Annotated in this window: 26 protein-coding genes; 19 read left to right on the top strand and 7 right to left on the bottom strand. The window is 67.7% G+C overall.

All coding sequences use genetic code 11. From position 1 onward, the window contains the following. Position 1: 1 nt before the first annotated feature. From IBX22_RS11410 to IBX22_RS11395, 4 genes are read right to left on the bottom strand one after another with little or no spacing between them, the layout of a single operon-like run. A complete protein-coding gene (locus IBX22_RS11410) occupies positions 2-859 on the bottom strand; it encodes an ESX secretion-associated protein EspG (protein WP_194815248.1) in 858 nt (285 codons plus the stop codon). A gap of 29 nt (positions 860-888) precedes the next feature. Continuing rightward, positions 889-2,184, bottom strand: a complete 1,296-nt coding sequence (locus IBX22_RS11405; RefSeq protein ID WP_194815247.1) for a hypothetical protein — start codon at positions 2,182-2,184, stop codon at positions 889-891. After that, positions 2,177-2,557, bottom strand: coding sequence for a hypothetical protein (locus IBX22_RS11400; protein ID WP_194815246.1), 381 nt, complete (start codon positions 2,555-2,557; stop codon positions 2,177-2,179). The genes IBX22_RS11405 and IBX22_RS11400 overlap by 8 nt, the downstream gene beginning before the upstream one ends. A gap of 10 nt (positions 2,558-2,567) precedes the next feature. Beyond that, positions 2,568-3,314: an alpha/beta hydrolase gene (locus IBX22_RS11395; protein ID WP_194815245.1), complete on the bottom strand. Its 747-nt coding sequence runs from the start codon at positions 3,312-3,314 to the stop codon at positions 2,568-2,570. Positions 3,315-3,458: 144 nt separating this feature from the next. Between IBX22_RS11395 and IBX22_RS11390 the strand changes: the two genes are divergently transcribed. The 14 genes from IBX22_RS11390 (at position 3,459) to IBX22_RS11325 (ending at position 15,630) form a co-directional block, all read left to right on the top strand. Beyond that, positions 3,459-4,358, top strand: a complete 900-nt coding sequence (locus tag IBX22_RS11390) for an SMP-30/gluconolactonase/LRE family protein (RefSeq protein WP_194815244.1) — start codon at positions 3,459-3,461, stop codon at positions 4,356-4,358. Positions 4,359-4,601: 243 nt separating this feature from the next. Beyond that, positions 4,602-5,453, top strand: a complete 852-nt coding sequence (locus IBX22_RS11385) for an ABC transporter permease (RefSeq protein ID WP_194815243.1) — start codon at positions 4,602-4,604, stop codon at positions 5,451-5,453. 68 nt (positions 5,454-5,521) lie between these two features. Continuing rightward, positions 5,522-6,322 (top strand): MlaE family ABC transporter permease, encoded by an 801-nt coding sequence (locus tag IBX22_RS11380; protein WP_375540232.1) that lies wholly within the window; start codon positions 5,522-5,524, stop codon positions 6,320-6,322. A 7-nt stretch (positions 6,323-6,329) separates the two neighbouring features. After that, on the top strand, positions 6,330-7,325 hold the full coding sequence (locus IBX22_RS11375) for an MlaD family protein (protein ID WP_194815241.1): 996 nt from the start codon (positions 6,330-6,332) through the stop codon (positions 7,323-7,325). After that, on the top strand, positions 7,322-8,323 hold the full coding sequence (locus tag IBX22_RS11370; protein WP_194815240.1) for an MlaD family protein: 1,002 nt from the start codon (positions 7,322-7,324) through the stop codon (positions 8,321-8,323). Before IBX22_RS11375 ends, IBX22_RS11370 begins: the two co-directional genes overlap by 4 nt. Continuing rightward, positions 8,320-9,288 carry an MlaD family protein gene (locus IBX22_RS11365; protein WP_194815239.1) on the top strand — a complete coding sequence of 323 codons (969 nt, stop codon included), beginning with the start codon at positions 8,320-8,322 and terminating at the stop codon, positions 9,286-9,288. The genes IBX22_RS11370 and IBX22_RS11365 overlap by 4 nt, the downstream gene beginning before the upstream one ends. Before the next feature lie 17 nt (positions 9,289-9,305). Beyond that, positions 9,306-10,217, top strand: coding sequence for an MlaD family protein (locus IBX22_RS11360; RefSeq protein WP_194815238.1), 912 nt, complete (start codon positions 9,306-9,308; stop codon positions 10,215-10,217). Beyond that, the gene (locus tag IBX22_RS11355) at positions 10,214-11,215 is read left to right on the top strand and encodes an MlaD family protein (RefSeq protein ID WP_194815237.1); all 1,002 of its coding nucleotides are present in this window, start codon (positions 10,214-10,216) and stop codon (positions 11,213-11,215) included. Before IBX22_RS11360 ends, IBX22_RS11355 begins: the two co-directional genes overlap by 4 nt. After that, a complete protein-coding gene (locus tag IBX22_RS11350) occupies positions 11,212-12,159 on the top strand; it encodes an MlaD family protein (protein WP_194815236.1) in 948 nt (315 codons plus the stop codon). Before IBX22_RS11355 ends, IBX22_RS11350 begins: the two co-directional genes overlap by 4 nt. A gap of 29 nt (positions 12,160-12,188) precedes the next feature. Next, positions 12,189-12,803, top strand: a complete 615-nt coding sequence (locus tag IBX22_RS11345; protein WP_194815235.1) for a hypothetical protein — start codon at positions 12,189-12,191, stop codon at positions 12,801-12,803. Positions 12,804-12,806: 3 nt separating this feature from the next. Then, a complete protein-coding gene (locus IBX22_RS11340; RefSeq protein ID WP_194815234.1) occupies positions 12,807-13,448 on the top strand; it encodes a TetR/AcrR family transcriptional regulator in 642 nt (213 codons plus the stop codon). Continuing rightward, positions 13,445-14,077, top strand: a complete 633-nt coding sequence (locus IBX22_RS11335; RefSeq protein ID WP_194815233.1) for a TetR/AcrR family transcriptional regulator — start codon at positions 13,445-13,447, stop codon at positions 14,075-14,077. The genes IBX22_RS11340 and IBX22_RS11335 overlap by 4 nt, the downstream gene beginning before the upstream one ends. 185 nt (positions 14,078-14,262) lie before the next feature. After that, positions 14,263-14,826: a transglycosylase SLT domain-containing protein gene (locus tag IBX22_RS11330; RefSeq protein ID WP_228538299.1), complete on the top strand. Its 564-nt coding sequence runs from the start codon at positions 14,263-14,265 to the stop codon at positions 14,824-14,826. A 51-nt stretch (positions 14,827-14,877) separates the two neighbouring features. Next, the gene (locus tag IBX22_RS11325; protein WP_194815232.1) at positions 14,878-15,630 is read left to right on the top strand and encodes a HEAT repeat domain-containing protein; all 753 of its coding nucleotides are present in this window, start codon (positions 14,878-14,880) and stop codon (positions 15,628-15,630) included. Positions 15,631-15,697: 67 nt separating this feature from the next. Here IBX22_RS11325 and IBX22_RS11320 read toward each other — a convergent pair whose 3' ends face one another. Next, positions 15,698-16,657 carry a YafY family protein gene (locus tag IBX22_RS11320; RefSeq protein ID WP_194815231.1) on the bottom strand — a complete coding sequence of 320 codons (960 nt, stop codon included), beginning with the start codon at positions 16,655-16,657 and terminating at the stop codon, positions 15,698-15,700. 63 nt (positions 16,658-16,720) lie between these two features. Here IBX22_RS11320 and IBX22_RS11315 point away from each other — a divergent pair, with 63 nt between their 5' ends. Then, positions 16,721-17,860 carry an epoxide hydrolase family protein gene (locus IBX22_RS11315; RefSeq protein WP_194815230.1) on the top strand — a complete coding sequence of 380 codons (1,140 nt, stop codon included), beginning with the start codon at positions 16,721-16,723 and terminating at the stop codon, positions 17,858-17,860. On the opposite strand, the gene IBX22_RS11310 is transcribed toward IBX22_RS11315, so the two are convergent. Next, positions 17,857-18,603 carry a hypothetical protein gene (locus IBX22_RS11310; protein ID WP_194815229.1) on the bottom strand — a complete coding sequence of 249 codons (747 nt, stop codon included), beginning with the start codon at positions 18,601-18,603 and terminating at the stop codon, positions 17,857-17,859. The two genes, IBX22_RS11315 and IBX22_RS11310, sit on opposite strands and share 4 nt — an antisense overlap. A gap of 173 nt (positions 18,604-18,776) precedes the next feature. Between IBX22_RS11310 and IBX22_RS11305 the strand changes: the two genes are divergently transcribed. Together IBX22_RS11305 and IBX22_RS11300 are read left to right on the top strand one after the other, a co-directional pair. Next, positions 18,777-19,952, top strand: coding sequence for an acyl-CoA dehydrogenase family protein (locus tag IBX22_RS11305; RefSeq protein WP_194815228.1), 1,176 nt, complete (start codon positions 18,777-18,779; stop codon positions 19,950-19,952). Between the two features lie 9 nt (positions 19,953-19,961). Beyond that, on the top strand, positions 19,962-21,080 hold the full coding sequence (locus IBX22_RS11300; RefSeq protein WP_194815227.1) for an acyl-CoA dehydrogenase family protein: 1,119 nt from the start codon (positions 19,962-19,964) through the stop codon (positions 21,078-21,080). A 55-nt stretch (positions 21,081-21,135) separates the two neighbouring features. On the opposite strand, the gene IBX22_RS11295 is transcribed toward IBX22_RS11300, so the two are convergent. Next, the gene (locus IBX22_RS11295; protein ID WP_194815226.1) at positions 21,136-21,762 is read right to left on the bottom strand and encodes a hypothetical protein; all 627 of its coding nucleotides are present in this window, start codon (positions 21,760-21,762) and stop codon (positions 21,136-21,138) included. Positions 21,763-22,063: 301 nt separating this feature from the next. On the opposite strand from IBX22_RS11295, the gene IBX22_RS11290 reads away from it, so the two are divergent. Both IBX22_RS11290 and IBX22_RS11285 read left to right on the top strand, forming a co-directional pair. After that, a complete protein-coding gene (locus IBX22_RS11290; protein ID WP_228538298.1) occupies positions 22,064-22,354 on the top strand; it encodes a hypothetical protein in 291 nt (96 codons plus the stop codon). Between the two features lie 58 nt (positions 22,355-22,412). Further along, positions 22,413-23,264 (top strand): GNAT family N-acetyltransferase, encoded by an 852-nt coding sequence (locus tag IBX22_RS11285; RefSeq protein ID WP_194815225.1) that lies wholly within the window; start codon positions 22,413-22,415, stop codon positions 23,262-23,264. The last annotated feature ends 4 nt before the right edge of the window (positions 23,265-23,268 follow it).

The following is a 23,268-nucleotide window of genomic DNA, read 5'->3' as shown; positions in this document are numbered from 1 at the left end:
GTCACCAGGCCTGCGCGTAGGCGGTGGTCTTCTTCTCCGCCGCGGTGAGCATGGGCCGCAGCGCATCCCGGAAACCTTCCGCGTCGACCGGCGTGATGTCGACGTCGGTGCCGGTGCGGACGGTGTAGCGGCCGTCGGCGCGGACATCGATCCAGCACAGCACCCCGAAGGGGCGCAGGTCGCCGTCGGGACGGCGGATGGAGACGACGATCTGGCCGATCCCGTCGCGCGGATGGTTGAGGAGCTTGCGGATACGCGCCGGGGTGGCGGGACCCGCGACCTGCATGGTGACCATGTCGCGGCTGTCCTCGGTGACCTTCGACAGCGGAGCCGTCAACCGGGACAGGGTGCCGGGGGAGTTCTTGGGCAGCATCGAAACCATGCGGGAGGCAAGGCTTTTCGGAGTGGTGACGAAGAGGCGGAGGTCGCCGCCGCGGTCGGGTGTGGCACCGGGGCGCTGCGCGGCGACCACGGCGATATTGCCGGAGACGGCGCCGAGAATCCGGACAGGGCGGGCGGATTCGTCGTCGAAGTCGTCCGGCTCGGCAACGGGAACCGGGGGGCCGACCGTGCCGGGTAGCGCCTCCTGACGCACCTGCCGGGACTGGACAGCCGGATCACCGGCCTGGCGCTCGCCGAAAATCTCCACGCGCACAGCGGGATCGGCCAGCGCCCGCAGCGCCGCCGCCAATTCGGCGTCGAGCACCTGGTCACACCATTCGTCGAGCGCGGGCAGCTGAGCCGCGCGCTCGGCGGTGTCGCGGGCCGAGAGCCGGACCGCGAGCGGATAGGGAATGCGGTCGCCGTCGGTACGGGACCAGGCCAGAGCGAACTGGTCGGGAGTCAAAGTCCAGTTCATGGCCGAACTCGCGGGTGACACAGGGGCGTTCACTCCAGTTCGGTCCATTCGCCGACCACCGGGGGCGTGGTCGGATCCATCGAGCCGATCAGTTCCCGGGGTTCATCGGCGGGTTCGAGGAAGGTGAGTTCGTCGTCGGCCCAATGCAATTCGTCGTCCTCGTCCTCGTCGTCCTGCGACGAAGCGGGGGCCGGGCGGGATCCGACGCTGCCACCCTGCCGAGGCGTGTCACCGCCCGCGGCCATGGCGCCGCCCATCAGGCCGCCCATGGCGCCGACACCCGCACCCGTGACCGCGTCGGTGCTGGTGTCGCGTTTGCGTTCCTCGCGTTTGCGTTCCTCGTCGGCGCTGGCAGCGGAGGTGGCGAAGCCGCTGGGCAGGGTCGGCGCCGCCGCGGCGGGGGCGACCGGCGCGGCGGCCGGGGTGGGAGCGAGGCGTTCCGGCGTGGCCGCCGCGACCGGAGTGGTCGGTGCGGTGGCGGTGGTGGACGGAATGGTGGACGTGGAAGCGGGCGCGGTGTCGCCCGGGACCACCGCGCTCGGCAGGCTCGCGACCGGCAGCACCGATGCGGGCGTGGTCTCGGCTGGTTCCGGCTCGGGTGTCGTCGGCTCCGCCGGTGTCGCCGCCGCGGGCTGTGTGGTCGCCGGAATGGTCGAAACCGGCTGCACCGCAGGGCTTCCCGTGTCGAGCGCCGGAGTTTGCAGGGCCGGGGCGGACGAACTCGGGTTAGTGGTCGCCACCGGCGCGCCGACCGCCGTCGTGTCGGGGAACGCGGGTACTGCGGCTCCGCTCTGAATGAAGGCGTTGGTGTAGATGCTCTCCATTGCCGCCACCACATCCTGGCGATCGTGCTCGGAGGCCTTCTGCAGGGCGGTATTACCGGTGGCCTGATTCGGATCCAGCAGCGCCGCGGACAGATCCGGTTGCTCGTCCGACGGAATGCCGACCGCCGAACGCAAGCTCTCGGCGGCATCCCCGGCCTGGCCGAGCCGCTGGGCCACCGTCGACATCACGTCGGCCAGTTGGCTGCCCTGCTGTTCGAAGGCGCGCACCGCGTCGGCGGCGGTCTGCGCCGCCGCGCCGCGCCAGCCGTCGGCGATGGTGGCGCGAATCTCGGTGTGTGCCACGGTGACCGCGTCGGCCAGCCCGGTCGCGGTCTGCTGCCAGGCCTGTTGCCCGGCGCTGAGCACGGTCGGATCCATCAGCTGGACCTTGTCGTGGATCTCCTTGTGCGTGATGTTGTCGAAGATTTCCACGCTGGGCACATAGTCGGGGTCGGTGCGGGTGTGTGGCCAGCGCTCGGTGGTGACCTGGATTTCACGCATTGGGCACTCCCGCTTCTTCCAACCGGCCGACGGCGACCGCCAGTTCCTCGTCGCCGCGCTGGTAGGCCGCGGCGGCGGCGCGGAAGGTCTGCGCCAGTTCCCGGGCGGCGGTGGCGTAATCCTGCAACTTGGTCAGCGCCTCGGCGGCCTTGCTCTCGAAGCCGCCACGCAGCGCGGCGCCGGAGTCGAACCCGCCGAAGCCGGGCAGCGTGGTCGCCGCGCGCAGCACCTCGATCTGGCCTTCGACTTGTTCGGCGAGCAGTTCGTAGCGTTGCGCGCACTTCTCGTGCGCGCCGTCGGCGACCAGCACACCGTCGATCCAGAGCTCACCCTCCTGGACGGCCTGGTTCAAGGTTGTCGTATTCGGCTGCACCACATCCCCCTTACGTTGTCACCTCGCCGCCGCGCGAGCCGGCCACACCCGCCGGCTCCACGACTTCCCGCATCCACTCCGCGATGTCGGCGGCGACCCGCGCGTGCACCGGTTCGTGCAGCAGGTCGTGCCCGGCATCGTCGTACTCGACCAAACTTACCCAGTTGTGGCGGCCAGTCCAGTCCCGTATCGCATCGATCGGCGCCCGGCGGTCCTCCACGCCGTGCACCGCGAGGATCGGAAGGCTGCGCGGCAGCGGCGTACCCAGCGCGCCGGGGGAGCCGCCGCCGAGCGCGCGCTTGGGTACGCCGCAGAGCACCAACCCCGCCAGCGCCGTCGGTTCGACGCTCGGGAGCAGCGGGCGATTCGCCGCCACCGCGCCCGGATCCGCGGCCGAGCCGGGGTCCGGCACCGCCGCCCCGAGCAGGCCGAGCACGGTGACCGCGCCCAGTGAATGCCCCATCAGCAGCAGCGGGGCCGCGGGTAGCTCGGCGCGCACCAGTTCGATCAGGCGCAGCGCGTCGGCGACCAATTCCGCCAGCGTGCCGGGGTTTTCCGGATCGCCCTCGCTGAGCCCGTGACCGGCGGTGTCGAGTGCCCACATCTCGATTCCGGCGGCCCGCACCGTCTTGGCGAAACGGTGGTAGTGGCCGGAATGCTGGCCGATACCGGGCAGTAGCAGCAGCGCGGCGGTGTGGTTCTCCGCGGGCCAGCGCCGATAGTGCATCCGGCCACGTGCTCCGTCGAAGAATGGCATGCATCGATACTGTCAAACCCGCTGCGTGTCAGGGGAGTTCATCGGGGAATACCGGCCGGTCATTTGCGGCCTGCTCGACCGGAGGGCACCGGGGCGACGGGGCCATTAGACTTCGGCGCGTTCGCGGTATCGGGAGGAATCGGAATGTTTGTGCGCCAGCTCGCCGCCATCGTCGCTCTGAGCTGCGCGGGAGCCGGTCTGGCGCTGCCCGCCGCGGCCGCCGATCCGATCTCGACCTGCGCCCCCGCCCGAGTGACCACCGCGCTGCCCGCCGGTACGCCGGTACTGGACTGGGCGGAGAACGTGGGCTACGACCGCCGGGGGAACCTGTGGGTCTCGCGGCTGTACCGCAACGAGGTGCAGCGCTATGACAACACCGGCAAGCTGACCGCCACGGTGCCGGTGGCGTTCCCCGGCGCGGTCCGGCTCGGACCGGACGGGTTGCTCTACGTGGTCTACGGCGACGCGCCGAGCAGTGCCGTGATTCCGGGCGGTGTGCTCCGCTTCGATCCGGATGCCGCCGATCCGCGTCCGGAGGTGTTCGCGTCCGGCTTCACCATGCCCAACGGCGCGGCCTTCGACAGCGCGGGCAACCTCTATGTGGCGGCCACCGGGTCCGGTGTCATCCGGATCGGCCGGGATGGCGTGCTGGACAAGGACTGGACCGCGCGGGCCGCGGGGACCGGGGCCAACGGCATCGTGGTGCGGGGCGAGATGATCTACCTGACCTCGAACGGGAATCCGCTGGGCCGGGTGCTGAGCTTCTCGATCGCCGCTCCGGAGCACCGGACCGTGCTCGCGGATCTGTCCACTTCTCTGGGTATTCCGGATTTCGCCGATGACCTGCACGTCGACGGCGACGGCGTGCTCTACGTCACCACCGTGTCGGGTCAGCTGGTGCGGATCGACCCCGCGTCCGGCGGCGTGTGCACGGTGCTCAGCACGGAGCCGATGACGGCGGTGGTCGCGGTGCCGGGGCGGACCGATGAATTGCTCGCGGGCACCGAGGCCGGCGGAGTGCTGCGAATTCGCCTGGCGCGCTGACTCGCTCGCCGTCTCTGTTGCTCGGCCAACTGACTGAGACGTTCTGAGCGCACCAATCCTCCTTAATAGCACAGTATTCCGGCTAATTCACTAGCCCGTAGCTGCCCTTTGCGGCGTTCTGACCCCATTTACGCGCTCGATCAAGGTCATTGATGAATTCTGTCCCAGACGATCTATTGACAGACTGGCGCGCCAGTCGCTTAAATCGACTGTGGCGTGAGACACACCAGGCACGGGGGCTTCATGATCGAACTGCAAGAGCGCGCACTGAAGCGACTACCGGAGCCGGCGGCCCGCTTGGCGCGCTGGGGGATCGATACGACGAGTAGCGCGCTGCGCACCTTCGGTCGCGCACTCACCTTGGCGGAAGAGGCTTTTCGCTGGCTGTTCCGCGACCTCATCGCCCTGCGTCATCCGTGGCGCGACAGCGTCCTGCAGTCCTGGTTCATCGTCAGCGTGACCGCGATTCCCGCTGTGCTGGTGGCGATTCCGTTCGGCGTCATCGTCGCGGTGCAGGTCGGGACGCTCACCCAGGAGGTCGGCGCCACCTCGGTCACCGGCGCGGCGGGCGGGCTCGGCGTGATTCGGCAAGGGGCGCCGATGGTTTCGGCACTGCTGCTCGGCGGTGCGGCCGGTGCGGCCATCGCCTCCGACCTCGGAGCGCGCACCATCCGGGACGAGATCGACGCACTGCGCACCATGGGCATCGACCCGGTGCGCCGGCTGGTGGTGCCCCGGCTGGCGGCGATGATGCTGGTCGCGCCGCTGCTGTGCATCCTGATCATCTTCATGGGCATCGGGACCGGCTACGTCATCAATGTCGGCTTCCAGAGCGGTACCGCGGGCAGTTACATGTCCTCGCTGAGCGCGTTCGCCTCGCTCGCCGATCTCGCGGTGGCGCTGCTGAAATCGGTGGTCTTCGGGATCGTCGTGCTGGTGGTGGCCTGCCAGCGCGGCCTGGAAACCGAGCTCGGCCCCAAAGGGGTTGCCAATGCCGTGAATTCGGCGGTGGTGATCGGCGTCATCGCCACCTTCTGCCTGAATCTGGTGATCACCCAGCTGCTCACGATGTTCCTACCGCAGAGGATCGGCTGATGGCGATATCGACGCAGTATCGTCCGCCGCTGGTGCGGGCCTGGCGGCAGGTGAACGCGCCGGCCCGGATGCTGCTCGACGGACTCGAGCACGCCGGTCACCAGCTCACCTTCTGTTTTCTGGTGCTGCGGGCGATTCCGCATACGCTGCGGACCTATCGCCGCCAGACCATGCTGATTCTCACCGACATCACCTGGGGCAGCGGCAAACTCATCGTCGGCGGCGGCACCGTGATGGTGCTGGTGTTCCTCGGTATCGCGGTCGGCGGCTCGATCGGAGTCGAGGGCTTCTCGGCGCTGAACATGGTCGGGATGGGCCCGCTCACCGGATTCGTCTCCGCCTACGCCAACACCCGGGAGATGGCGCCGATGGTGGCGGCCATCGGCTTCGCCGCCCAGGCCGGGTGCCGGATGACGGCCGAGATCGGCGCCATGCGCATCTCGGAGGAGATCGACGCGCTGGAAGCCACTGCGGTGGAGCCGATTCCGTTCGTGGTGACCACCCGGGTGATCGCGGGTGTCATCACCGTCATCCCGCTGTATCTGCTGACACTGATCCTGAGCTATCTGTCCTGCGCGGTCGTGGTGAACGTGCTGCACGGACAGGCGTCGGGCACCTACTACCACTACTTCGGGATGTTCGTGCAGCCCGCTGACATGCTCGCCTCGGTGCTCAAAGCGACCATCTTCGTGGTGCTGATCGTGCTCATCCACGGCTACCAGGGCTTCTACGCCAGCGGCGGGCCGGAGGGCGTGGGCCGGGCCAGCGGGCGGGCGATCCGCGCCAGCCTGGTCGCGGTCGTGGTGGCCGACATGGTGCTGACCATCGCGTTCTGGGGCCTGGACTCCGGCGTACGGATCTCGGGGTAGCGCGACGATGGCTGTGTTCAAAGATCATTCGGGGCGTTCGGTGGGCCGGCTCGGGCTGCGACTACGCGGCGCGGTGGTCGCCGTCGTCGGCGTGCTGGCCACCGTGGCGATAACGCAGTACGCGCAAGGCGGTTTCGAGGACAGCTTCGAGCTGACGATCGACGCCGCGACCATCGGCGAGGGGCTCGCGCCGGGTGCGCAGGTGAAGTTCCGCGGGCTGGAAATCGGCACGGTATCCGGGGTGGAGATCGGGGCGCCGGGTCGCCAGCGGATCGGTCTGCGGCTGGATCCGGAGCAGGCGCGGGTGCTCACCGACAATGTCTCCGCCCGTTTCGCGTCGTCGAATGTGTTCGGCTCCACCGCGATCGAGCTGGTCACCGCGGGCGCGGGTGACCCGCTGCGCTCCGGTACGACGCTGACCATCGGGGCCGACAGCGCCAACGCGACCGTCACCGGCGTACTGCGCCGGGCCGGACAGCTGCTGGCCCTCGTCGATTCGGAACAGCTGGAACGCATTTCGGACTTCCTCGCCGAAAGCTCGGACTCCATCGGGCCGGTCACGGCACAACTGCTGGAGTTCGCGCGCATGCTCGCCGACCGGCAGCGCAGCCCGATCAGCCGCTACCTGCACATCGGCGCCGAAAACTCCGACGGGCTGCGGCAATCCGCGCCCGCGCTGGTCGCGCTGCTCGGCGACATCTTCGACAACAGCACCTACTACGCCGATCCGGTGAATCGGGCACACACCCGGCTTGCCATCGGGGGATTGCAGCACGTGGTGATCGAAGGGGTGACCGACATTCTGGGCAAACACAATCCGAACCTGGCGACCGTGATCGACGGTGTGCTCGACCTGCTCATTCCGCTGGCCGCCTCGATCGGCAGTATCGCGCCCGCCTACAACCGGATCGACGAGTTGATCCTGAATATCGGCAGCGCGTTTCCGATCGTCGACGGAAAGCCGCAGCTGCAGGTCGAATTGAGCGGCGGTGGCACGAAATGATCAGTGTGCGCGGCGCTCTCGTGCGCCTGATCATCTTCGGGATGATCATCGCGGCGTTCGCCTCGATCATCGTCGCGGCGCTGCGGCCGACGGTACCCGGCGACAAAGTCGCCTATGCGGCGACTTTCACCGATGTCTCGGGGCTCTACGCCGGAGACGACGTGCGCATGGCCGGTGTCGCGGTCGGCACGGTGCTGTCGGTGGACCTGGACAACGGTGCCGCCAAGGTGCGCTTCACGGTGCTCGGTGACCGGCCGATCTTCGGCGACACCACCGCCGCGGTGCGCTACCAGAACCTGCTCGGACAACGGTATGTCGAACTGGAGCAGCAGGATTCGGCAGGCATCCGACTCCCCGCCGGTTCGATGATTCCGCTGGAGCGCACCCTTCCCAGCTTCGATGTCTCGGACCTGTTCAACGGGTTCCAGCCGATGTTCCAGACATTGGACGCGGACGCGCTGAACCGGTTGGGCGAGAACATGCTCCGGGTGCTGAACGGGGACGGCGCGGGAATCGCGCCGGTACTCGCCGATCTCGACACCCTCACTCGCTACGCCCGCAATCGGGAATCGGTGATCATCCTGCTGATCCACAACCTCGGCCAGATCTCCGATCAGATCGGCGGGAAATCCGGGCAGGTGGGCGAGCTGGTCAAGCAGCTCACCGGTCTGGTCTCCCAATTCAGTGGCAAGGCAGACCAATTGGTAGATACCGCGATCACCACCAACAAGACCCTGCGCCCGCTGGTCTCGCTACTGGAACAGGGGCAAGCGGCGTATGACGACAGCTACCTGCCGCTGGACGCGATGCTGCGCAGGCTGACTCCGCACACCGACCAGCTGACCGACATCCTCGCGCTGATGCCCGGACTGCTCACCGGCCTCAACAACAATCTGCCCGGCCAGCAGCGCGCCTATGACTGTTCGCGAGGGCAGGCGGAGCTCCCGGGGATCGGCGCGGTCGTCCTCGGCAACCAAGCGCTGGTGATCTGCCGATGACGAAACTATTCAGCGCGATCAGCCGAGACGCCAAGATCGGTATCGCGGGGGCGGCATTGACCGTCCTCGCACTGGTGGGATCCGCGGTGGCGTACCTCGTCCCCTTCGGCGAGCAGACCTATATCGCGGAATTCCGCCATACCGGTGGCGCGCGCAGCGGTGACGAGGTACGCATCGCGGGCATCAAGGTCGGCAAGGTGCAGACCGTCGACCTGGTCGGCGATCACGTCGAAGTGGTGTTCGGCGTCGACCGCTCAGTGCGGCTCGGCGACCTGAGCACCGCCGAGGTGAAGCTGCTGACGCCGATCGGCGGGCACTACCTGGCGTTGGAGTCCAAGGGCGCGAATGACCTGGGCGACAAACACATTCCGGCGGAACGTACCCGCACGCCGTTCGAGCTGACCGACATCTTCGAGGCGGTCACTCCGGGCTTGCGGAAAGCCAACGGTAAAACCCTGCGCGACACCATGCTCGAGATCGACCGTGGCTTGGCGGGGCAGCCGGAGGCGGTGCGTCAGATCCTCGGCGCTGTCAACGATCTCGCGGGCGTGCTGGCGCAGCGGTCCGGCCAGCTGGACAAGGCGGTGCAGGTGTCCGGCGAATATGTCGGTGCGACCGCCCGGGACAAGGCGGTGCTCGCCGAGTTCGTGGGCCAGCTGGGGCTGATCGCCGACAAGCTCGACCGCAACCAGGGCGAACTGGTAGCCGCATTCGACCTGCTGACCCGTGCCCTCGCGGTGTTGCACCGGCCCCTGGTCGCCTACGGCGACGGCGTGGAACCCGCGGTCACCCAGCTGGAGCAGGCTTTCCAGAAGGTGTGGGCCGACCCGAACCAGCTGCGCACGGTGATCGAAACCTTGCGCGGATTCATCACCACAGTCACACCGATGCTCGGGATTGCCGATGCGCAGCCCGTGGTGGCGGAACCCGGCCTGTGCGTGCCGACACCGATCCGGGGGTGCTGATGCTCAGGCGAATGCTGATGAGCGGCACGGCAATCATCGCGACGGCTGCCGTGAGCGGCTGCGCGCTCGTCACCGACGTGACCGAACGTGTTGTGCCGCACCGCATGACCGCGCTGTGTGCCGAATTCACCGACACCGCAGGGCTGTATCCGGGCAATCACGTGACCCTGCTCGGCGTCGACATCGGCGAGATCGAGGCCATCGAACCGCGAGGCGACCGAATGCTGGTGCGGATGGAAGTCCGCGCCGACATCGCCCTGCCCGCCGATGTGGGCGCCGCCACCATGTCCAGTTCGATCGTCACCGATCGGCGCGTGGAGCTCAGCAAGGCGTACTCGGGCGGGCCGAAATTCACCGGCTCCGAATGCATTCCGCTGTCCCGGACCCGAACTCCGCTGGGTGTGAGCGCCGCCTTCGACGCCATCGGCGCGCTGTCCAACGACATCCTCGCGGGCAGCGAGAGCGACCAGGGGCTGGCGAATCTGGTCGCGCACGCGGACCAGGCGATGGCGGGCACCGGGCCGCAGTTCAACCAGCTGCTGGAACGCATGTCGACGGTGCTGGCCGACCCGGTCGGCAAGGACGCCCAGGTTCGCGACCTGATCGACAACCTGGACGCGCTGACCACCATGTTCGTCACGAACTGGCCGGATATGGCCAAGGTGCTCGACCACCTGCGGGGCGGGCTGCTCGCCCTCGCCGGAATGGCGGAGGGCCTGGCGAATTCGGTGGATCTGGCCCGGGAGTTCCTGCCGGTGCTGGTGCGCAACGTCGCCAAGTACGACGAGCAGTCCTACCGGTTCCTGGACGAGCAGTTCGTGCCGTTCAGCCACAACACCCTGCCGCCGCTGGCCGGCGGCATCGGTGACCTGCTCGCGGCACTGCCGCCGCTGGCCGCGAAATTGCCCAGCCAGGAGGCCCCGCGATGAGACGACTACGGATCATCCTGCTGGGTGTGCTGCTGGTCCTGGCCGGTTGCGGGTTCGATCCCACCGATATTCCGATCCGCGGCACCTACGTCGAGGGCGAAAAGTATTCCATCCGAATCGAATTCGCGAGTGTGCTGAATCTGCCCGCGAAAGCCAAGGTGGTCGCGGACGGCATCGACGTCGGCGTGCTCACCGACGTGGCGCTGCACGGCGACCTCGCCATCGCGACCGTCGACCTGAAAGCCGGTGTGCGGCTGCCGAAGTCGACTACCGCAGAACTGCGGCAGAGCACGATCCTGGGCGACATCTTCGTCGCATTGCAGCCCCCACGCGGATCCGGCGGCCCGTATCTGGCCGGCGGCGACACCATCCCCGTCGGTCAGACCTTGCCCGCGACCAATGTCGAGGCCCTGGTGCGCGGGCTGTCCACGGTCGTCACCGGCGGCACCATCACCGATGTCGCCGAGCTGGTGAACAAGGTGAACGCGGCCTTCCCGGAGGACCCGGCCGAGATCGAGCGCATTACCCGGGCCGGGCGGCTGGCACTGGATGACCTGGCGGCCAACACCGCCGACCTGGACCGCATTCTCGCCGCGGCCGCCGAGGTGTCGATCACGCTGGAGTCGCGTAAGAACGATGTCGACCGGGTGCTGACCGAGGGACCCGCCCGCATCGCCGGGCTCGGTGAGCTGGTGTTCAGCGTCGTCGCGCTGATTCTGACCATCAAACCGTTCGCGGTGCAGCTGGGGACGCTGCTGTTCCCGGTCGAGGAAGACGTGCGCGGCATCATCTCGGTGATCACGCCCAGCTTGCTCACCATCGCCAACGCCGACACCAGTGTCCCGGCGAACCTGGACGCCTTCCGCAAGCTGTTGCGCGACAAGCTCGTTCCGTTCTTCAGCGCGCCGCCGAACATCCGGGTGGTAGACGGTGGTTCCCCGGAAGCGCGGGCCGACGAATTGGTCACCGTGCTGCGATCGATCGGACTGGTGCCATGAAGATTCCCGCCTCTGTATCCCTGGCCATGCTGCTGGTGCTGACCTTGGTCGGTGCCGCCTACCTGACTCTCGGTGTGCTGGAACTGGATCCGCGCCGGGAGACCTATGTGGTGCGGGTAGAGATCGCGACCTCCGGCGGGCTGATGAAGACCTCGCAGGCGAATCTGCGCGGCATGCCGATCGGGCGGGTGCGCGGAATCGATACCACCGCAACCGGTCTCGCGGTTCGGGTGGAACTCGATGCGCGCTACAAGATTCCGGTGAACAGCGAGGTGCGCATCGCGAACCTGTCCGCGGCGGGGGAGCAGTACCTCGACTTCCGGCCCGCCGACACCGTCGGGCCGTACCTGCGCGACGGCAGTGTGATTCCGGAAGGTCAGGTCTGGGTCAGCGAATCCGTCGGCGAGGCGCTGGGCAAGATGAACGGGATTGTGGCCCAGTTGGATCCGGTGAAACTGGCCTCCATTCAGAACACCCTCGAAGCGGGCTGGAGTGGCCGCGATGCCGAGGTCCGCAACATGTGGCGGGCGCTGGAGCTGATGGCGAACACGCTGCGCGACAAGCAAGCTGCCCTGGGACGGCTCTACGACAACACCCAAACCCTGGGCGACAACTTCGAGGGGCGCGGCGGCCAGCTCGGCGGTCTGGAATCGGCCGTGAGCAGTGCCGACCCCGCTGTTGTCCACCTGCTGCACAGCATCGCCGCCATTTCGCCCGAGGCCTACGACATCTGGGACGAACCGCTGCGGCCCCTGGTGCAGCGCGTCGACCACTACTTCACCGAACTGCTCCCGGACTTCGCGCTGCTGGCGACGGTCCTGAAACCCGCTACCTCGCAGGTGCGCCCGATCCGGGTGGACGCCGGATCCATCGTGGACCTGCTGTCGGCGGCCTTCCCCGAAGGCGGCGCGGCCCGGGTGAGCATCGCGCCGCAGCCGCGATGACACGAACTATCGAGAGTGAGGACCCAGCTATGAAAACCGAAGAAGCGCAATCGGACTCCGTGAACGCCGTAGAACCGGAGGACAGCAAGCCGGAAGCCGCTCCGTCGCGCGCGCTCGCGCTCGACGCGGACCGCGTCGATTCGGGCCGGCGGTCCTCGATCCTGGTCGCCGTAGCCGCGATCCTCGCGGTGGTCGCGGTCTTCTGCGGTGCGCAATGGCGTTCCGCCGCAAACGAAACCGCCGACCTCCGGGCCGCCGCAGCGGATGAACAGCGGGCCACCGAGATCGCCCGCGATTACGTAAAGCGGTCGCTCACCTACGATTATCGCAACCTCGACGCCTTCTTCGGCGCAGTCACCGACGGCACCGGCGATACCCTGCGGGAGCGCTATAAGCAGGTCCGCGAAACCCTCGGCAAGATCATGACCGAATCCCAGGTCGTAGCCAGCGGCAACGCCGTCTCCGCGGCCGTCGACTCGGTGACCGGCGACCAGTACCGGGTCACGGTTTTCGCGATCCAGCGCACCCAGAACGTCCAGCAGAAGGACCCGGCCTCGGTGCCGAACCTGCTGACGGTCACCGTCGCCAAGAACGGTGGCGCCTGGCAGGTCACCGATTACGGTCCACAGAAGGTCGCCCCCTAAGCCATGTCACCTGGTCGCGGCCGGCCGCCGCAGCCCGGTATCGCGCAGGCCCGGCGCGCGCAGATCACCGAAGCGGCCTACGTCGTCTTCGCCGCACAGGGCTACGAGGACACCACGATCGAGGAGATCGCGCGGCAGGCCGGGCTGGGGCACGGCACCGTCTATCGGTACTTCGCGTCCAAATCCGAGATCCTGCACAGTGTTTTCGACTATTCGATCGAGCGGTTGCTGTCCGCGATCGAGCTCGAGCCGCTATTCGAGCCGGCCGAGTCGCTGGCGGATCTGCTCGCCCGGGTACAGCGGATGTGCGCCGGTCTGCCTGAATTGCTCGCGCGGGAACCGGAATTGGTGAAACTGATCATGGTGGAGGCCGGGGCGGCCGACGACGAACTGCTGCTGCGATTGCGCGGGCTGGCCGATCTGATGATGTCGACGCTGGCGCGCGCCCTGGCCGAGGGGCAGGCGGCGGGCTGGGTACGGGCCGAGGTGAACCCTCAGGTCTACGCGCACACCTTGATGTCACTGAGCATTCCCGGCCTGATCCGGGTGGTGCGCGCAGGACAGGTTGTTCCCGCGGAACTGACCAGGTACATGGCTGTCGCCACGCTGATGGCCCGTAGCGCGCTCGCGGTAGACCGGCCATGACCCAGCGCACCTCCGCCGAAGAGCGGGCCGCGGCGGTGCAGGCCGCGCGTCGCGGAGCGCTGGTCGCCTCGGCGCGCGCGCTCATCCTGGCGCGCGGCTACCACGGCGTGTCCGCCGCCGATATCGCCGAGCACGCCGGGCTCAGCCACGGCTCCTTCTACACCTATTTCGGCAGCCGCCGCGAAATCCTCGACGCCGTGTTCGACGACTGGTTCCGCGAGTTCCGCGACTACGCGCTGGCGGGTCTGGCCGATCGTCCCGCTCCGACGCTCGACGCGGCCGTCGAGGCGATCGCCCATGTGGTGCGCAGGCTGCTGGAACTCGCCCGCAACGATTCCGAGCTGGTGCTGTTCCTCGCGTTCAAGGCGGCGGCCATCGACGCCGAGGTCGCACAGCGGCTGTCCGACAACTACGGCCGCTCGGTCGCGCACGCCGATATCTTTCTCCGGCTCGGCATCGCGCACGGCTACTTCCGGGACGACCTGGACATCCCGACCGCCGCCGAGCTCCTGGCCTCGATCGCGCTGGCCACTGTCCTCGGGCAGCTCCAGGGCCTGTACCCGCCCGATGCCGATCCGGTCGTCGCCGTGTGCGATTTCGTCCGGTTCGCGCTGGCCGCGCGGATGTGACACAAGTCTCAATTCGCCTGGGGAATCTGCCGCTGAGCGGGGCGCTCCGTCGGCTGCTCCATTTGTTCACCGGCCGTTAAGTTTATGTTCACCTACCGCGACCACTCTGTGACCTTCCAAACCAGACCGCGCGCCCGGTTATAGCCGCGGAATCTGAACCCGAATCAGCCAGGAATCGCGTCCCCATGACATTGCGCAAACTGTTCCCCCTCGCGGTCATCGTCACCCTCTCGGCCGTGCCCGTCTTCGCCTCCGCCGAGGTCCCCGGCGTTCCGGAGCCCCTGCGGCAGCCCGCTCAGCAATTGCAGCAGCAGGCGCAACAGGCCCAGCAGGGCCTCCCGCAGGACCAGCAGAACCAGGTCCAGGGCTTGGTCCAGCAACTCCCGGCCCCGCTCGCCGGCCTGCTCCCGCCCCCGGAACCGCTCTTCGCCGACGACCTCGACGGCTGGATCAAGAACGCGCTCTACGTCCTGTCCAAGCACGGCATCCCCGGCAGCTACGAGGGCATCCACCGCAACATCCTCCGCGAATCCGGCGGCAACCCCCACGCCATCAACCTCTGGGACTCCAACGCCGCCGCCGGCATCCCCTCCAAGGGCCTCCTCCAGGTAATCGACCCCACCTTCGAGCGCTACCACGTCGAAGGCACCTCCTGGGACATCTACGACCCCATCGCCAACATCGCCGCCGCCTGCAATTACGCCGCCGCCCGCTACGGCTCCATCGACAACGTCTTCGGCGCCTACTGAGGCCGAATGCTGGGATGGCTCGGCGAGTTTCCGACCGCCTAGTGTGAGGCGATGGCGTTGTTCGTGCATTTGAGTCCGGAGAAGTATGTCCGGCGTATTCGTCGTGCGGGTATTCGTGCGGAGAGTGGTTACGGTGTGCGAACCGGCGTGTACTGCATGCCGATGCTGCCGTCGTATGTGATTGCGCACCAATGGGTTCGGGAGTTGCGCCGGGGTGGTCAGCGGCTGTTCGTTGCCGTCGACTTCCGGATTCCGGACGATGAAGTCGTGCTCGTGGGGCATTTCGCGAAGCATGGTGCGGAGGCCACTGCGGCTGCGGCGTCGGCGTTGATCGCCGAGGCCGACGACCCCCGCGGGTATGAAATCTTCGTCCCGCGGGCGATTCCCGCGGCCGCCATCCATCGAGTTCGTCACGTGCGGCAAGTAAGTGGCTGGCGCTATGCGCCGGATCAGCACGGTCGGCCGCCCTGCGCCTGCCCGGTCTGCTTGCCCGTCGGCGCCTTCAAAGCGGCTGACATTCGCGCTCGCTTCGGTGACCCGCCCGCACCCACCAAACCCGCCTTGTTGCAACAACTCCGAGACGCTGCGGATGACTCCGATGTCATGAGCGCGCTGTGGGGCCTTGGCGCCAGAAGTCGTGGCGACGCAGCCGATCTCGCATACCTCGTCGACCATCCGAATGCCGAAGTTCGCGAAGTCCTCGCTGAGGCGCTCCGAAAATTCCGCGGCCGGGACGCCCGAGAGCTCCTCGCCCGCCTCGCCCTCGATCCACATCCAGACGTTCGCGCCGCAGCCCTCGGCTGACCGTGTGAGCGGTACATGGTTGAGGCAAACGCTGAGTAGAACCCCGTGGTGTGCCGCTCAGGGCTCCTTAGCGTCGGCTGGTGGCGTGGTTGAGGCGGGTGGCGATGGCGTTCAGTTGGGTGATGAGTTCTGCGGGTTCGTGGACTTCGAAGTCGACGCCCAGGGCGATCAGGCGGTGGGCCAACCACTCTGGGGAGTCGTCTCGGGTGGCTTCGAGGCGGCAGGAGTGGGCGGTGAGTGGGGTGAGGTCGCCGGGGGAGTCGCCCAGGCGGCCGGAAATCTGGTGGGCTGGGGCTTGGATGGTGGCCGAGACGTGGAATTCTGGTGTGCCCCAGTCGGTTCGCTGGCCCGCTACGTAAGCGGCGGCGTCCGCTGCGGGTAGGGGGCGGGGGGTGAAGCGGGCGCCGGTGGGGTGGGGGGTGGTGATGCGGTCTACGCGGAAGATGCGCCAGTCGGCGCGGTCCAGGTCGTGGCCGACGAGGTACCAGCGGCGGCGGGAGCTGACTACGCCGAGGGGTTCGATGTGGCGGCGGGAAGCGGTGCCGCCGGTGTAGGTGAAACGGACGCGCTCGGTGTTGGTTACGGCTGCGGCCAGGGTGGTGAGCACCTCCGGGTCGACGGTGGGGCCGTCGTCGGTGGGGAGAGCCACCGCGGTGCCGAGGACTTTGACGCGGCGGCGGAGTTTCGCGGGCAGTACCTGGTCGAGTTTGGTGAGGGCGCGGACCGCGGCTTCATCGATGCCGGTGATGGCGGAGGCCGCGGCGGTGCGCAGGCCGACGGCGATGGCGACGGCTTCCTCGTCGTCGAGGAGCAGTGGTGGCATGGCTTTGCCCGCTACGAGGCGGTAGCCGCCGGTCGCGCCGAGAGTGGCTTCGACTGGGTAGCCGAGGTCGCGGAGGCGGTCGATGTCGCGGCGGACGGTGCGGTCGGTGACGCCGAGGCGCAGGGCCAGCTCGCTGCCCGGCCATTCGCGCGGCGTTTGGAGCAGGGAGAGCAGGCGCAGCAGGCGAGCGGGGGTGTCGGTCATGGTTTTCAGGATTCTAGAGAACTAGGACCTGAATGGTCCTAGATGGCTCCTAACTTGGTCGACATGACTTCGATCAGAACTTTCCGCATCGACATTCCGCAGGCCGACCTCGATGACCTGCACGACCGGCTTGCTCGGACCCGGTGGGCGGCGCAGCTGCCGGGTAACCCCTCCGATCGTGGGGTGCCGGTCGAGTACCTGAAGGAGCTGGCCGAGTACTGGCGGACCGAGTTCGATTGGCGCGCACAGGAAGCGGCGTTGAACGAGTTGCCGCAGTTCGTGACCGAGATCGAAGGGCTGGACGTGCATTTCGTGCATGTGCGGTCGCCGGAGCCGGACGCGCTGCCGTTGCTCCTGACCCACGGGTGGCCGAACACGTTCGTGGAATTCACGAAAACCGTTGGGCTGCTGGCGGACCCGCGTGCGCACGGACTGGATTCGGCGCAGGCCTTCCACGTGGTGATTCCGTCGGTGCCGGGTTTCGCTTTCTCGGAAGGCCCACGGGAGGAAGGGATGACGATCAAGCGGGTGGCCCGGATGTGGGTGGAGTTGATGGCCCGCCTCGGATACGAGCGCTACGGGACGCAGGGCGGGGATCTAGGTGCTTATGTCGCACCGGAAATGGCGATCGCGGCGCCGGAGAGGGTGGTGGGCGTGCATCTCGACGGCGGCATCGGCATGCCCACCGAGGCGGATGTCCCGACCATGTCCGCCGACGAGCGCGCGGAGTGGGACATGATGCAGCAGTGGATGTCCGGCGGCGTCAATCACCATGAGGTGCTGAAGGCGGCGCCGCAGACGTTCGCGCAGGCGTGGACCGATTCGCCGGTGGGCCTCTTGGCTTGGCTCATGCGGAAATTCGACGAGTTCACGCCGCTGGCCGACAAAGCCGAGGACGTGATGGATCGCGATCACCTGCTGACGAACATCAGCCTGTACTGGTTCACGAATACCGTGGCGTCATCGTCCTGGCCGATGTACGAAGGCCTGGGCAAAGCGGGCGGATTCGAATGGCCCAGCGGACAGAAGCTGGTGCCGACCGGGACCTACGGCGGCGGTTCAGCGCTGATGCGCCGACTTGCCGAGCAGGACAACGACATCGTGCACTGGCCGGAGGGCAACACCGGAAACCACTTCGTGGCGATGGAAGTTCCGGAGATGCATGCCGCCGATATCCGCGCGTTCTTCGCGAAGTTGAGCTAGCTGGTGGGCTTGCGCAGGTCCTCGTTGATGGAGGCGGGGGCCTGCGGGGCCGGGATGGCATCGCCGGAACCGGTGTTCGGGCCGGGTTCCGCGGGCGCATCCGGCGCGGGCGGCGGCGGCAGATCCGGCACGGAGAACAGTCCGACGGTCGGCGTCATCACGCAGTTCGCGAACGGGTAGTTGATGACACCCCACATCGAGGCGATCACGGTGCCCGGCCCGGAATTCACCGTCTTGGTGAGCGAGGGCAGGCCCGCCTCGGTGCGGTCGTCGAGAATGTCGATGCCGCTCGCGCCGTTGTTGACGTTGACCCACGCGACAACCAGGCCGGAGTTCAGCGGAATGCCGGTGTGCGCGGGGGAGGCGCTGAAGCGCAGCGAGCCCGGGGACGGGTTCGGGGTTTCGGCGAGCTGCGGGCCCAGGGAATTGGCGGCGGCGATGATCGTGGTGATCGGGCCGTTGCTACCGCAGCCGAAGGTGGGGGCGGCGTAGGCGAAGGGTGTCCAGCCGGGGGTGATCCCGCGCAGCTGGGAGACGTCGACGAGCTGGGTGTACTGCGAGAGCGCGGCGACACCGGCCTGGCCGGACACGTCCGCGCCGGCTTTTTCGGTGAGCTGGGCGAGTGCGCCCTGGATATCGGGGCTGTTCGGCTCGGCCGAGGCCGGACCCGCCATGGTCAGAACCGCGCCGATGCCGAGAGATGTCACTGCCGCCGTCGCCCGCGCGATGGTTCTGCCGTTCACTCAAATTCTCCTCGAAATAAACCAGGGGGTCCCCATACCCCGTCGCCAGCAACGTACCAGTTCCCCGTCTCGCTCGCGCCCCTGCGTGTTGTCTCCATGTGATCCCCCTGACAGCGCACGATTACCAGAGGGTAAGTTCGGCTCGGAAGTACGAGACATGGACGGAGTCCTGTATGAAAATATCCCTGTCCCCCGACGAGATCGCCTTCCGCGACGAATTGCGAAGGTTCTATCGGACCGAGATCCCCGCTGAGATCCGCGAACGCGTCCGCTACGGCCGCGAGTTGTCCAAAGAGCAGATCGTCACGGCAAACAAAATCCTGAACGACCACGGTCTCGCCGTGCCGAACTGGCCGGTGGAGTGGGGTGGCAAGGACTGGACCCCGATGCAGCGCCACATCTGGCAGGACGAGATGCAGCTGGCCTCGGTGCCCGAGCCGCTGACGTTCAACGCCCAGATGGTCGGCCCGGTCATCGCGCAGTTCGGCTCCCAGGAGATCAAGGAGCGCTTCCTGCCGCCCACCGCGGCGCTGGACATCTGGTGGTGCCAGGGCTTCTCCGAGCCGGACGCCGGTTCGGACCTCGCCTCGCTGCGCACCACCGCGGTGCGCGACGGCGATTCCTACATCGTCAACGGCCAGAAGATCTGGACCACCCTGGGCCAGTACGCCGACTGGATCTTCTGCCTGGTGCGCACCGACCCGAACGCCCCGAAGAAGCAGGCCGGCATCTCGTTCCTGCTCTTCGACGTCAAGAGCTCCGGCGTCACCATGCGCCCGATCAAGCTGATCGACGGCGGCTACGAGGTCAACGAGGTCTTCTTCGAGAACGTCCGGGTGCCCGCCGATCAGCTGGTCGGCGAGGAGAACATGGGCTGGACCTACGCGAAGTTCCTGCTCGGCAACGAGCGCACCGGCATCACCGGCGTCGGCCGCACCAAGGTCAAGATCGGGGTCGCGAAAGAGTACGCGCGCCAGACCCGCTCGGGTGCGGGCACCACACTGCTGGAGGACCCGCTGTTCGCGGCCCGCGTCGCCGAGCTGGAGAACGAGCTGCTCGCCCTGGAGCTCACCCAGCTGCGCGTGGTCTCCAATTCCGAGGAGGGCAAGCCGAATCCGGCCTCCTCGGTGCTGAAACTGCGCGGCTCCGAATTGCAGCAGGCGGCCACCGAGTTGCTGCTCGACATCGCCGGCCCGGACGCGCTCCCGGTGGACGCCGAGGACATCGCCTCCCCGGAATGGGCCCAGCACAGCGGCCCCGGCTACCTGAACTACCGCAAGACGACCATCTACGGAGGTTCGAGCGAAGTGCAGCGCTCCATCATTTCCTCCACGATCCTGGGATTGTGAGGCGACACCATGGATTTCGAACTTACCGACGAGCAGGTCATGCTCCGGGACACCGTCCGTGATCTGCTGGCGCGCAACTACGACCCGGAGTCCCGGCTGAAGGTCACCGACACCGAGCTCGGCTGGAGCCGCGATGTCTGGCGGCAGCTCGCCGAACTGGGCGTGCTGGGCCTGAGTTTCAGCGAGGAAGACGGCGGCATGGACGCCGGACCGGTGGAGACCATGGTGGTGCTGGAGGAGATCGGCCGCCGGCTCGCGCCCGAACCGCTCCTCGACGCCGTCCTGGTGCCCGGTGGTCTGGTGGCGGCGGTCGGCTCGGCCGAACAGCGGCAGCGGATCCTGCCCGAGGTCGCGGCGGGCGAGAAGCTGCTCGCCTTCGCGCACAGCGAGCCGGGCACCCGCTGGCCCGCGGCCGAACTGTCCACCAAGGCGGTGGCGCAGGGTGATTCGTACACCGTGACCGGCATCAAGAACCCGGTCGGGCACGGCGACTGCGCCGACGAGCTCGTGGTCAGCGCGACGCTGCCGGACGGCGGCCTCGGCCTGTTCCTGGTCGCCGCCGACGCCAGCGGCGTCAGCCGCAAGTCCTACCGCACGGTGGACGGGCAGCGCGGCGCGCAGATCGAGTTCGCCTCCGCCCCGGCCGAACTGCTGGGCGCGGCAGCCGAAGCGGTCCAGACGGCGATCGTGCACGCTCAGGCCCTGCTCTGCGCCGAATCCATCGGCGCGATGGAAGAGGCGCTGCGGCTGACCACCGATTACCTGAAGGCCCGCAAGCAGTTCGGCGTCACGCTCTCGAAGTTCCAGACGCTGACCCAGCGGGCCGCCAATATGTATGTCTCGCTGGAACTGGCGCGCAGCATGAGCCTGTACGCCAACGCGGCCCTGGCCGACGGCAAGGCCGATCCGGTGATCGCCTCGCGGGCTCGGTTGCAGGTCAGCCGTTCCGCCCGGCACGTCGGGCAGGAAGCCATCCAGATGCACGGCGGTATCGGCGTCACCGCGGAGTACCCGGTGAGCCACTACGTCGCGCGGCTCACCGCGATCGAGCGGACGCTCGGTGGCGCGCTGGAGCATTTGCAGGTGCTCAGTGCCGCGGTTGGCGAGTACGACCAGCCGGAGCTGTAGGACCCCGAAAGAGAAAGGCCGCCTTGCGCTGACAAGGCGGCCTTTTTCGTGCGGTCTACTCGGTGGGCGGCACCGGCGTCGAAGTTGCCACGGGGTCCGTGGTTTCCACCGGGACCGCCGCGTCGATGGGCGCCGGGGCCGGCATCGGGCTTTCGATCGGGGTGACGACTTCCACCGGGGCGGCTTCGGTGGGCGCGGGCGTTTCCTCGACCGGAGGTGGGGCGGCCGCGGTCGTCGTCGGCACCGGCGGGCGCCGGGTCGTCGTCGGCTCCTCGGGTTCGGTTGTCCGAGGGCGGGTCCGAGTGGTGGTCGGCTCGTCGGACTCGGTGGTGCGCGGTGTCGTCGGCCGGGTGGTGCGCGGGCGCGTGCTGGTCTCGGTTTCGCCCGGGATGTCGATCTCGCTGTCCGGGGGCGTGGTCATCGGCGTATATCCCGCGGGGCGGCGCGGCGGACCGGCCGGCGCCACCTGCCAGGTGGGGGACGGCGGGATGACGACTTTCTGTGCCGTCACCGTGGTTCCGTTCTGTACGGCCATCGCGGCGGACGGTCCGGATTTCAACGGTGGGGGCGGCACGTAGGTGTCGTGCTTGCCGACTCCGCACGCGCCGATGAGAACGAGCCCGACGGAAACCGCCCCCGCTGCGATCGCCGGACCGGTGATCTTGGCCCTGTTGCTCACCATCGGGACACTCCTGCTGTGTAATCGAGTGGGGCTCACCTTAATCGAGGTCCGGCACTGCGGCTACCACGGCACGGGTGTTTCACCAGCTCACACTTCGATTTAAAATACTCGTAATTCAGATATCGAAATGATGACTATTGCGTGTCGTTGGCACGTGTCGTCCTCGAACCAACCGGTGTGGTCGTAGCGTGTGTGAGCAAAGTTACGTGTGCGACGCCTGTACCCAGATGAGAGATTTGCCGAGGGCTCGAGAACCCTATTGCGACAACAACTCTGATCGAAGTCGGGTTAGAGGGAGTGGATGATGGGAGCTTACTCGACAACTCCGCTGCGAGCCGAGTCCGAAGCCGCCGATCCGGCAGCTACCGCACCATCGCAGCCCCAGGGGTCGAAACCGCCGCAGCGTCTGTCCACGATCCTCTCGCGGACCTTCGCCTGGCTGTTCTTCATCGGCGGCGTCGTCGGCGCCGCGCTCGGCATCGCCGGGCTGCATGTCGAAATCGCGGTGGCCGGGTTGATACTGGCCTGCACCGCCGGACTGGTGCTACTCAAGTTGCGACACGACCGTGGAGTTCGTGCCGAAACCGATTGAGTCACAATCGAACCCGGAGTTGGTTGCCGAAGCCGCTAGTGCCGTGCAGGATTGGCTGATGGCTGGACGTGATCGTAGGCAGACGGCGATCACCAGTGATGTCACCGAATTTCTGGGTCGCGCGGAGCCGTTCCTGCGCCAGAACGCGCTGCGCAACACGGTGATCGCGACTGCCGTCGGCAACCTGCTCGGTGCGAAGCACGCGCCGGGCGAGCAGTCGTGGTTCGTGTCGGTGCTCGACGACGCCGGGGAGGTCGCCGGTGTCGCTGCGCGCTCGGGCCGCAACGACATCTATCTCGGTGATCTCCCGGTGGACAGCGCCGGTGCGGTGGCGGAGGCGTTCGCCGGAGTGATTTCGCAAGCGGGTGGCGTCGAGGGCCCCTCGGAAGTGGTGTGGCCCTTCGCCGAACGCTGGTGTGCGCTGCGGCGGGTCGGCTACAAACAGGACTACGCCGTGCGGCTCTACCGGCTCGGAGCGCTGCATATTCCCCAGGTGCCCGGATCGCCCCGGCGTGCAACGGAATCCGATATCGCGCTGTGCGTGGCGTGGTCCGACGCCATGCAGGCGGAGGTCGGGCTGACCGGTCCGGGCCTGCCGATCGAGGCGTTGCGCCGGCGGATCGCGGCGGGCTGGTGGTGGTTGTGGGAGCGAGAGGGCCGCCCGGTCTGCCTGGCCGCGCATCAGGTGCCGGCCTACGGCTGGTCCCGGATCGGGCCGGTCTACACCCCACCGGCGGAACGCGGCCACGGCTACGCTGCCGCGCTGTCCGCGCACGTCTCGCGGCTGCTGCGGTCGCAGGGGCTCGACATCTGCCTGTTCGCCGACACGGACAATCCCACGTCCAACAAGATCTACCGGGGTATCGGGTTCGAACCGGTGCGCGAATACGTGCACTACCAATTCGGGTAGTCGA

Origin of the sequence: Nocardia sp. XZ_19_385 (assembly GCF_015355755.1) — a bacterium.
Classification (GTDB): Bacteria; Actinomycetota; Actinomycetes; order Mycobacteriales; family Mycobacteriaceae; genus Nocardia.
This window is presented reverse-complemented; position numbering and strand designations above follow the sequence as displayed.

Excerpts from the sequence above, each read along its gene's own strand:
- IBX22_RS11410 (WP_194815248.1), bottom strand. The coding sequence starts at position 859 with ATGAACTGGACTTTGACTCCCGACCAGTTCGCTCTGGCCTGGTCCCGT.
- IBX22_RS11405 (WP_194815247.1), bottom strand. The coding sequence starts at position 2,184 with ATGCGTGAAATCCAGGTCACCACCGAGCGCTGGCCACACACCCGCACC.
- IBX22_RS11395 (WP_194815245.1), bottom strand. The coding sequence starts at position 3,314 with ATGCCATTCTTCGACGGAGCACGTGGCCGGATGCACTATCGGCGCTGG.
- IBX22_RS11390 (WP_194815244.1), top strand. The coding sequence starts at position 3,459 with ATGTTTGTGCGCCAGCTCGCCGCCATCGTCGCTCTGAGCTGCGCGGGA.
- IBX22_RS11385 (WP_194815243.1), top strand. The coding sequence starts at position 4,602 with ATGATCGAACTGCAAGAGCGCGCACTGAAGCGACTACCGGAGCCGGCG.
- IBX22_RS11380 (WP_375540232.1), top strand. The coding sequence starts at position 5,522 with ATGCTGCTCGACGGACTCGAGCACGCCGGTCACCAGCTCACCTTCTGT.
- IBX22_RS11375 (WP_194815241.1), top strand. The coding sequence starts at position 6,330 with ATGGCTGTGTTCAAAGATCATTCGGGGCGTTCGGTGGGCCGGCTCGGG.
- IBX22_RS11370 (WP_194815240.1), top strand. The coding sequence starts at position 7,322 with ATGATCAGTGTGCGCGGCGCTCTCGTGCGCCTGATCATCTTCGGGATG.
- IBX22_RS11365 (WP_194815239.1), top strand. The coding sequence starts at position 8,320 with ATGACGAAACTATTCAGCGCGATCAGCCGAGACGCCAAGATCGGTATC.
- IBX22_RS11360 (WP_194815238.1), top strand. The coding sequence starts at position 9,306 with ATGAGCGGCACGGCAATCATCGCGACGGCTGCCGTGAGCGGCTGCGCG.
- IBX22_RS11355 (WP_194815237.1), top strand. The coding sequence starts at position 10,214 with ATGAGACGACTACGGATCATCCTGCTGGGTGTGCTGCTGGTCCTGGCC.
- IBX22_RS11350 (WP_194815236.1), top strand. The coding sequence starts at position 11,212 with ATGAAGATTCCCGCCTCTGTATCCCTGGCCATGCTGCTGGTGCTGACC.
- IBX22_RS11345 (WP_194815235.1), top strand. The coding sequence starts at position 12,189 with ATGAAAACCGAAGAAGCGCAATCGGACTCCGTGAACGCCGTAGAACCG.
- IBX22_RS11340 (WP_194815234.1), top strand. The coding sequence starts at position 12,807 with ATGTCACCTGGTCGCGGCCGGCCGCCGCAGCCCGGTATCGCGCAGGCC.
- IBX22_RS11335 (WP_194815233.1), top strand. The coding sequence starts at position 13,445 with ATGACCCAGCGCACCTCCGCCGAAGAGCGGGCCGCGGCGGTGCAGGCC.
- IBX22_RS11330 (WP_228538299.1), top strand. The coding sequence starts at position 14,263 with ATGACATTGCGCAAACTGTTCCCCCTCGCGGTCATCGTCACCCTCTCG.
- IBX22_RS11325 (WP_194815232.1), top strand. The coding sequence starts at position 14,878 with ATGGCGTTGTTCGTGCATTTGAGTCCGGAGAAGTATGTCCGGCGTATT.
- IBX22_RS11320 (WP_194815231.1), bottom strand. The coding sequence starts at position 16,657 with ATGACCGACACCCCCGCTCGCCTGCTGCGCCTGCTCTCCCTGCTCCAA.
- IBX22_RS11315 (WP_194815230.1), top strand. The coding sequence starts at position 16,721 with ATGACTTCGATCAGAACTTTCCGCATCGACATTCCGCAGGCCGACCTC.
- IBX22_RS11305 (WP_194815228.1), top strand. The coding sequence starts at position 18,777 with ATGAAAATATCCCTGTCCCCCGACGAGATCGCCTTCCGCGACGAATTG.
- IBX22_RS11300 (WP_194815227.1), top strand. The coding sequence starts at position 19,962 with ATGGATTTCGAACTTACCGACGAGCAGGTCATGCTCCGGGACACCGTC.
- IBX22_RS11295 (WP_194815226.1), bottom strand. The coding sequence starts at position 21,762 with ATGGTGAGCAACAGGGCCAAGATCACCGGTCCGGCGATCGCAGCGGGG.
- IBX22_RS11290 (WP_228538298.1), top strand. The coding sequence starts at position 22,064 with ATGATGGGAGCTTACTCGACAACTCCGCTGCGAGCCGAGTCCGAAGCC.
- IBX22_RS11285 (WP_194815225.1), top strand. The coding sequence starts at position 22,413 with ATGGCTGGACGTGATCGTAGGCAGACGGCGATCACCAGTGATGTCACC.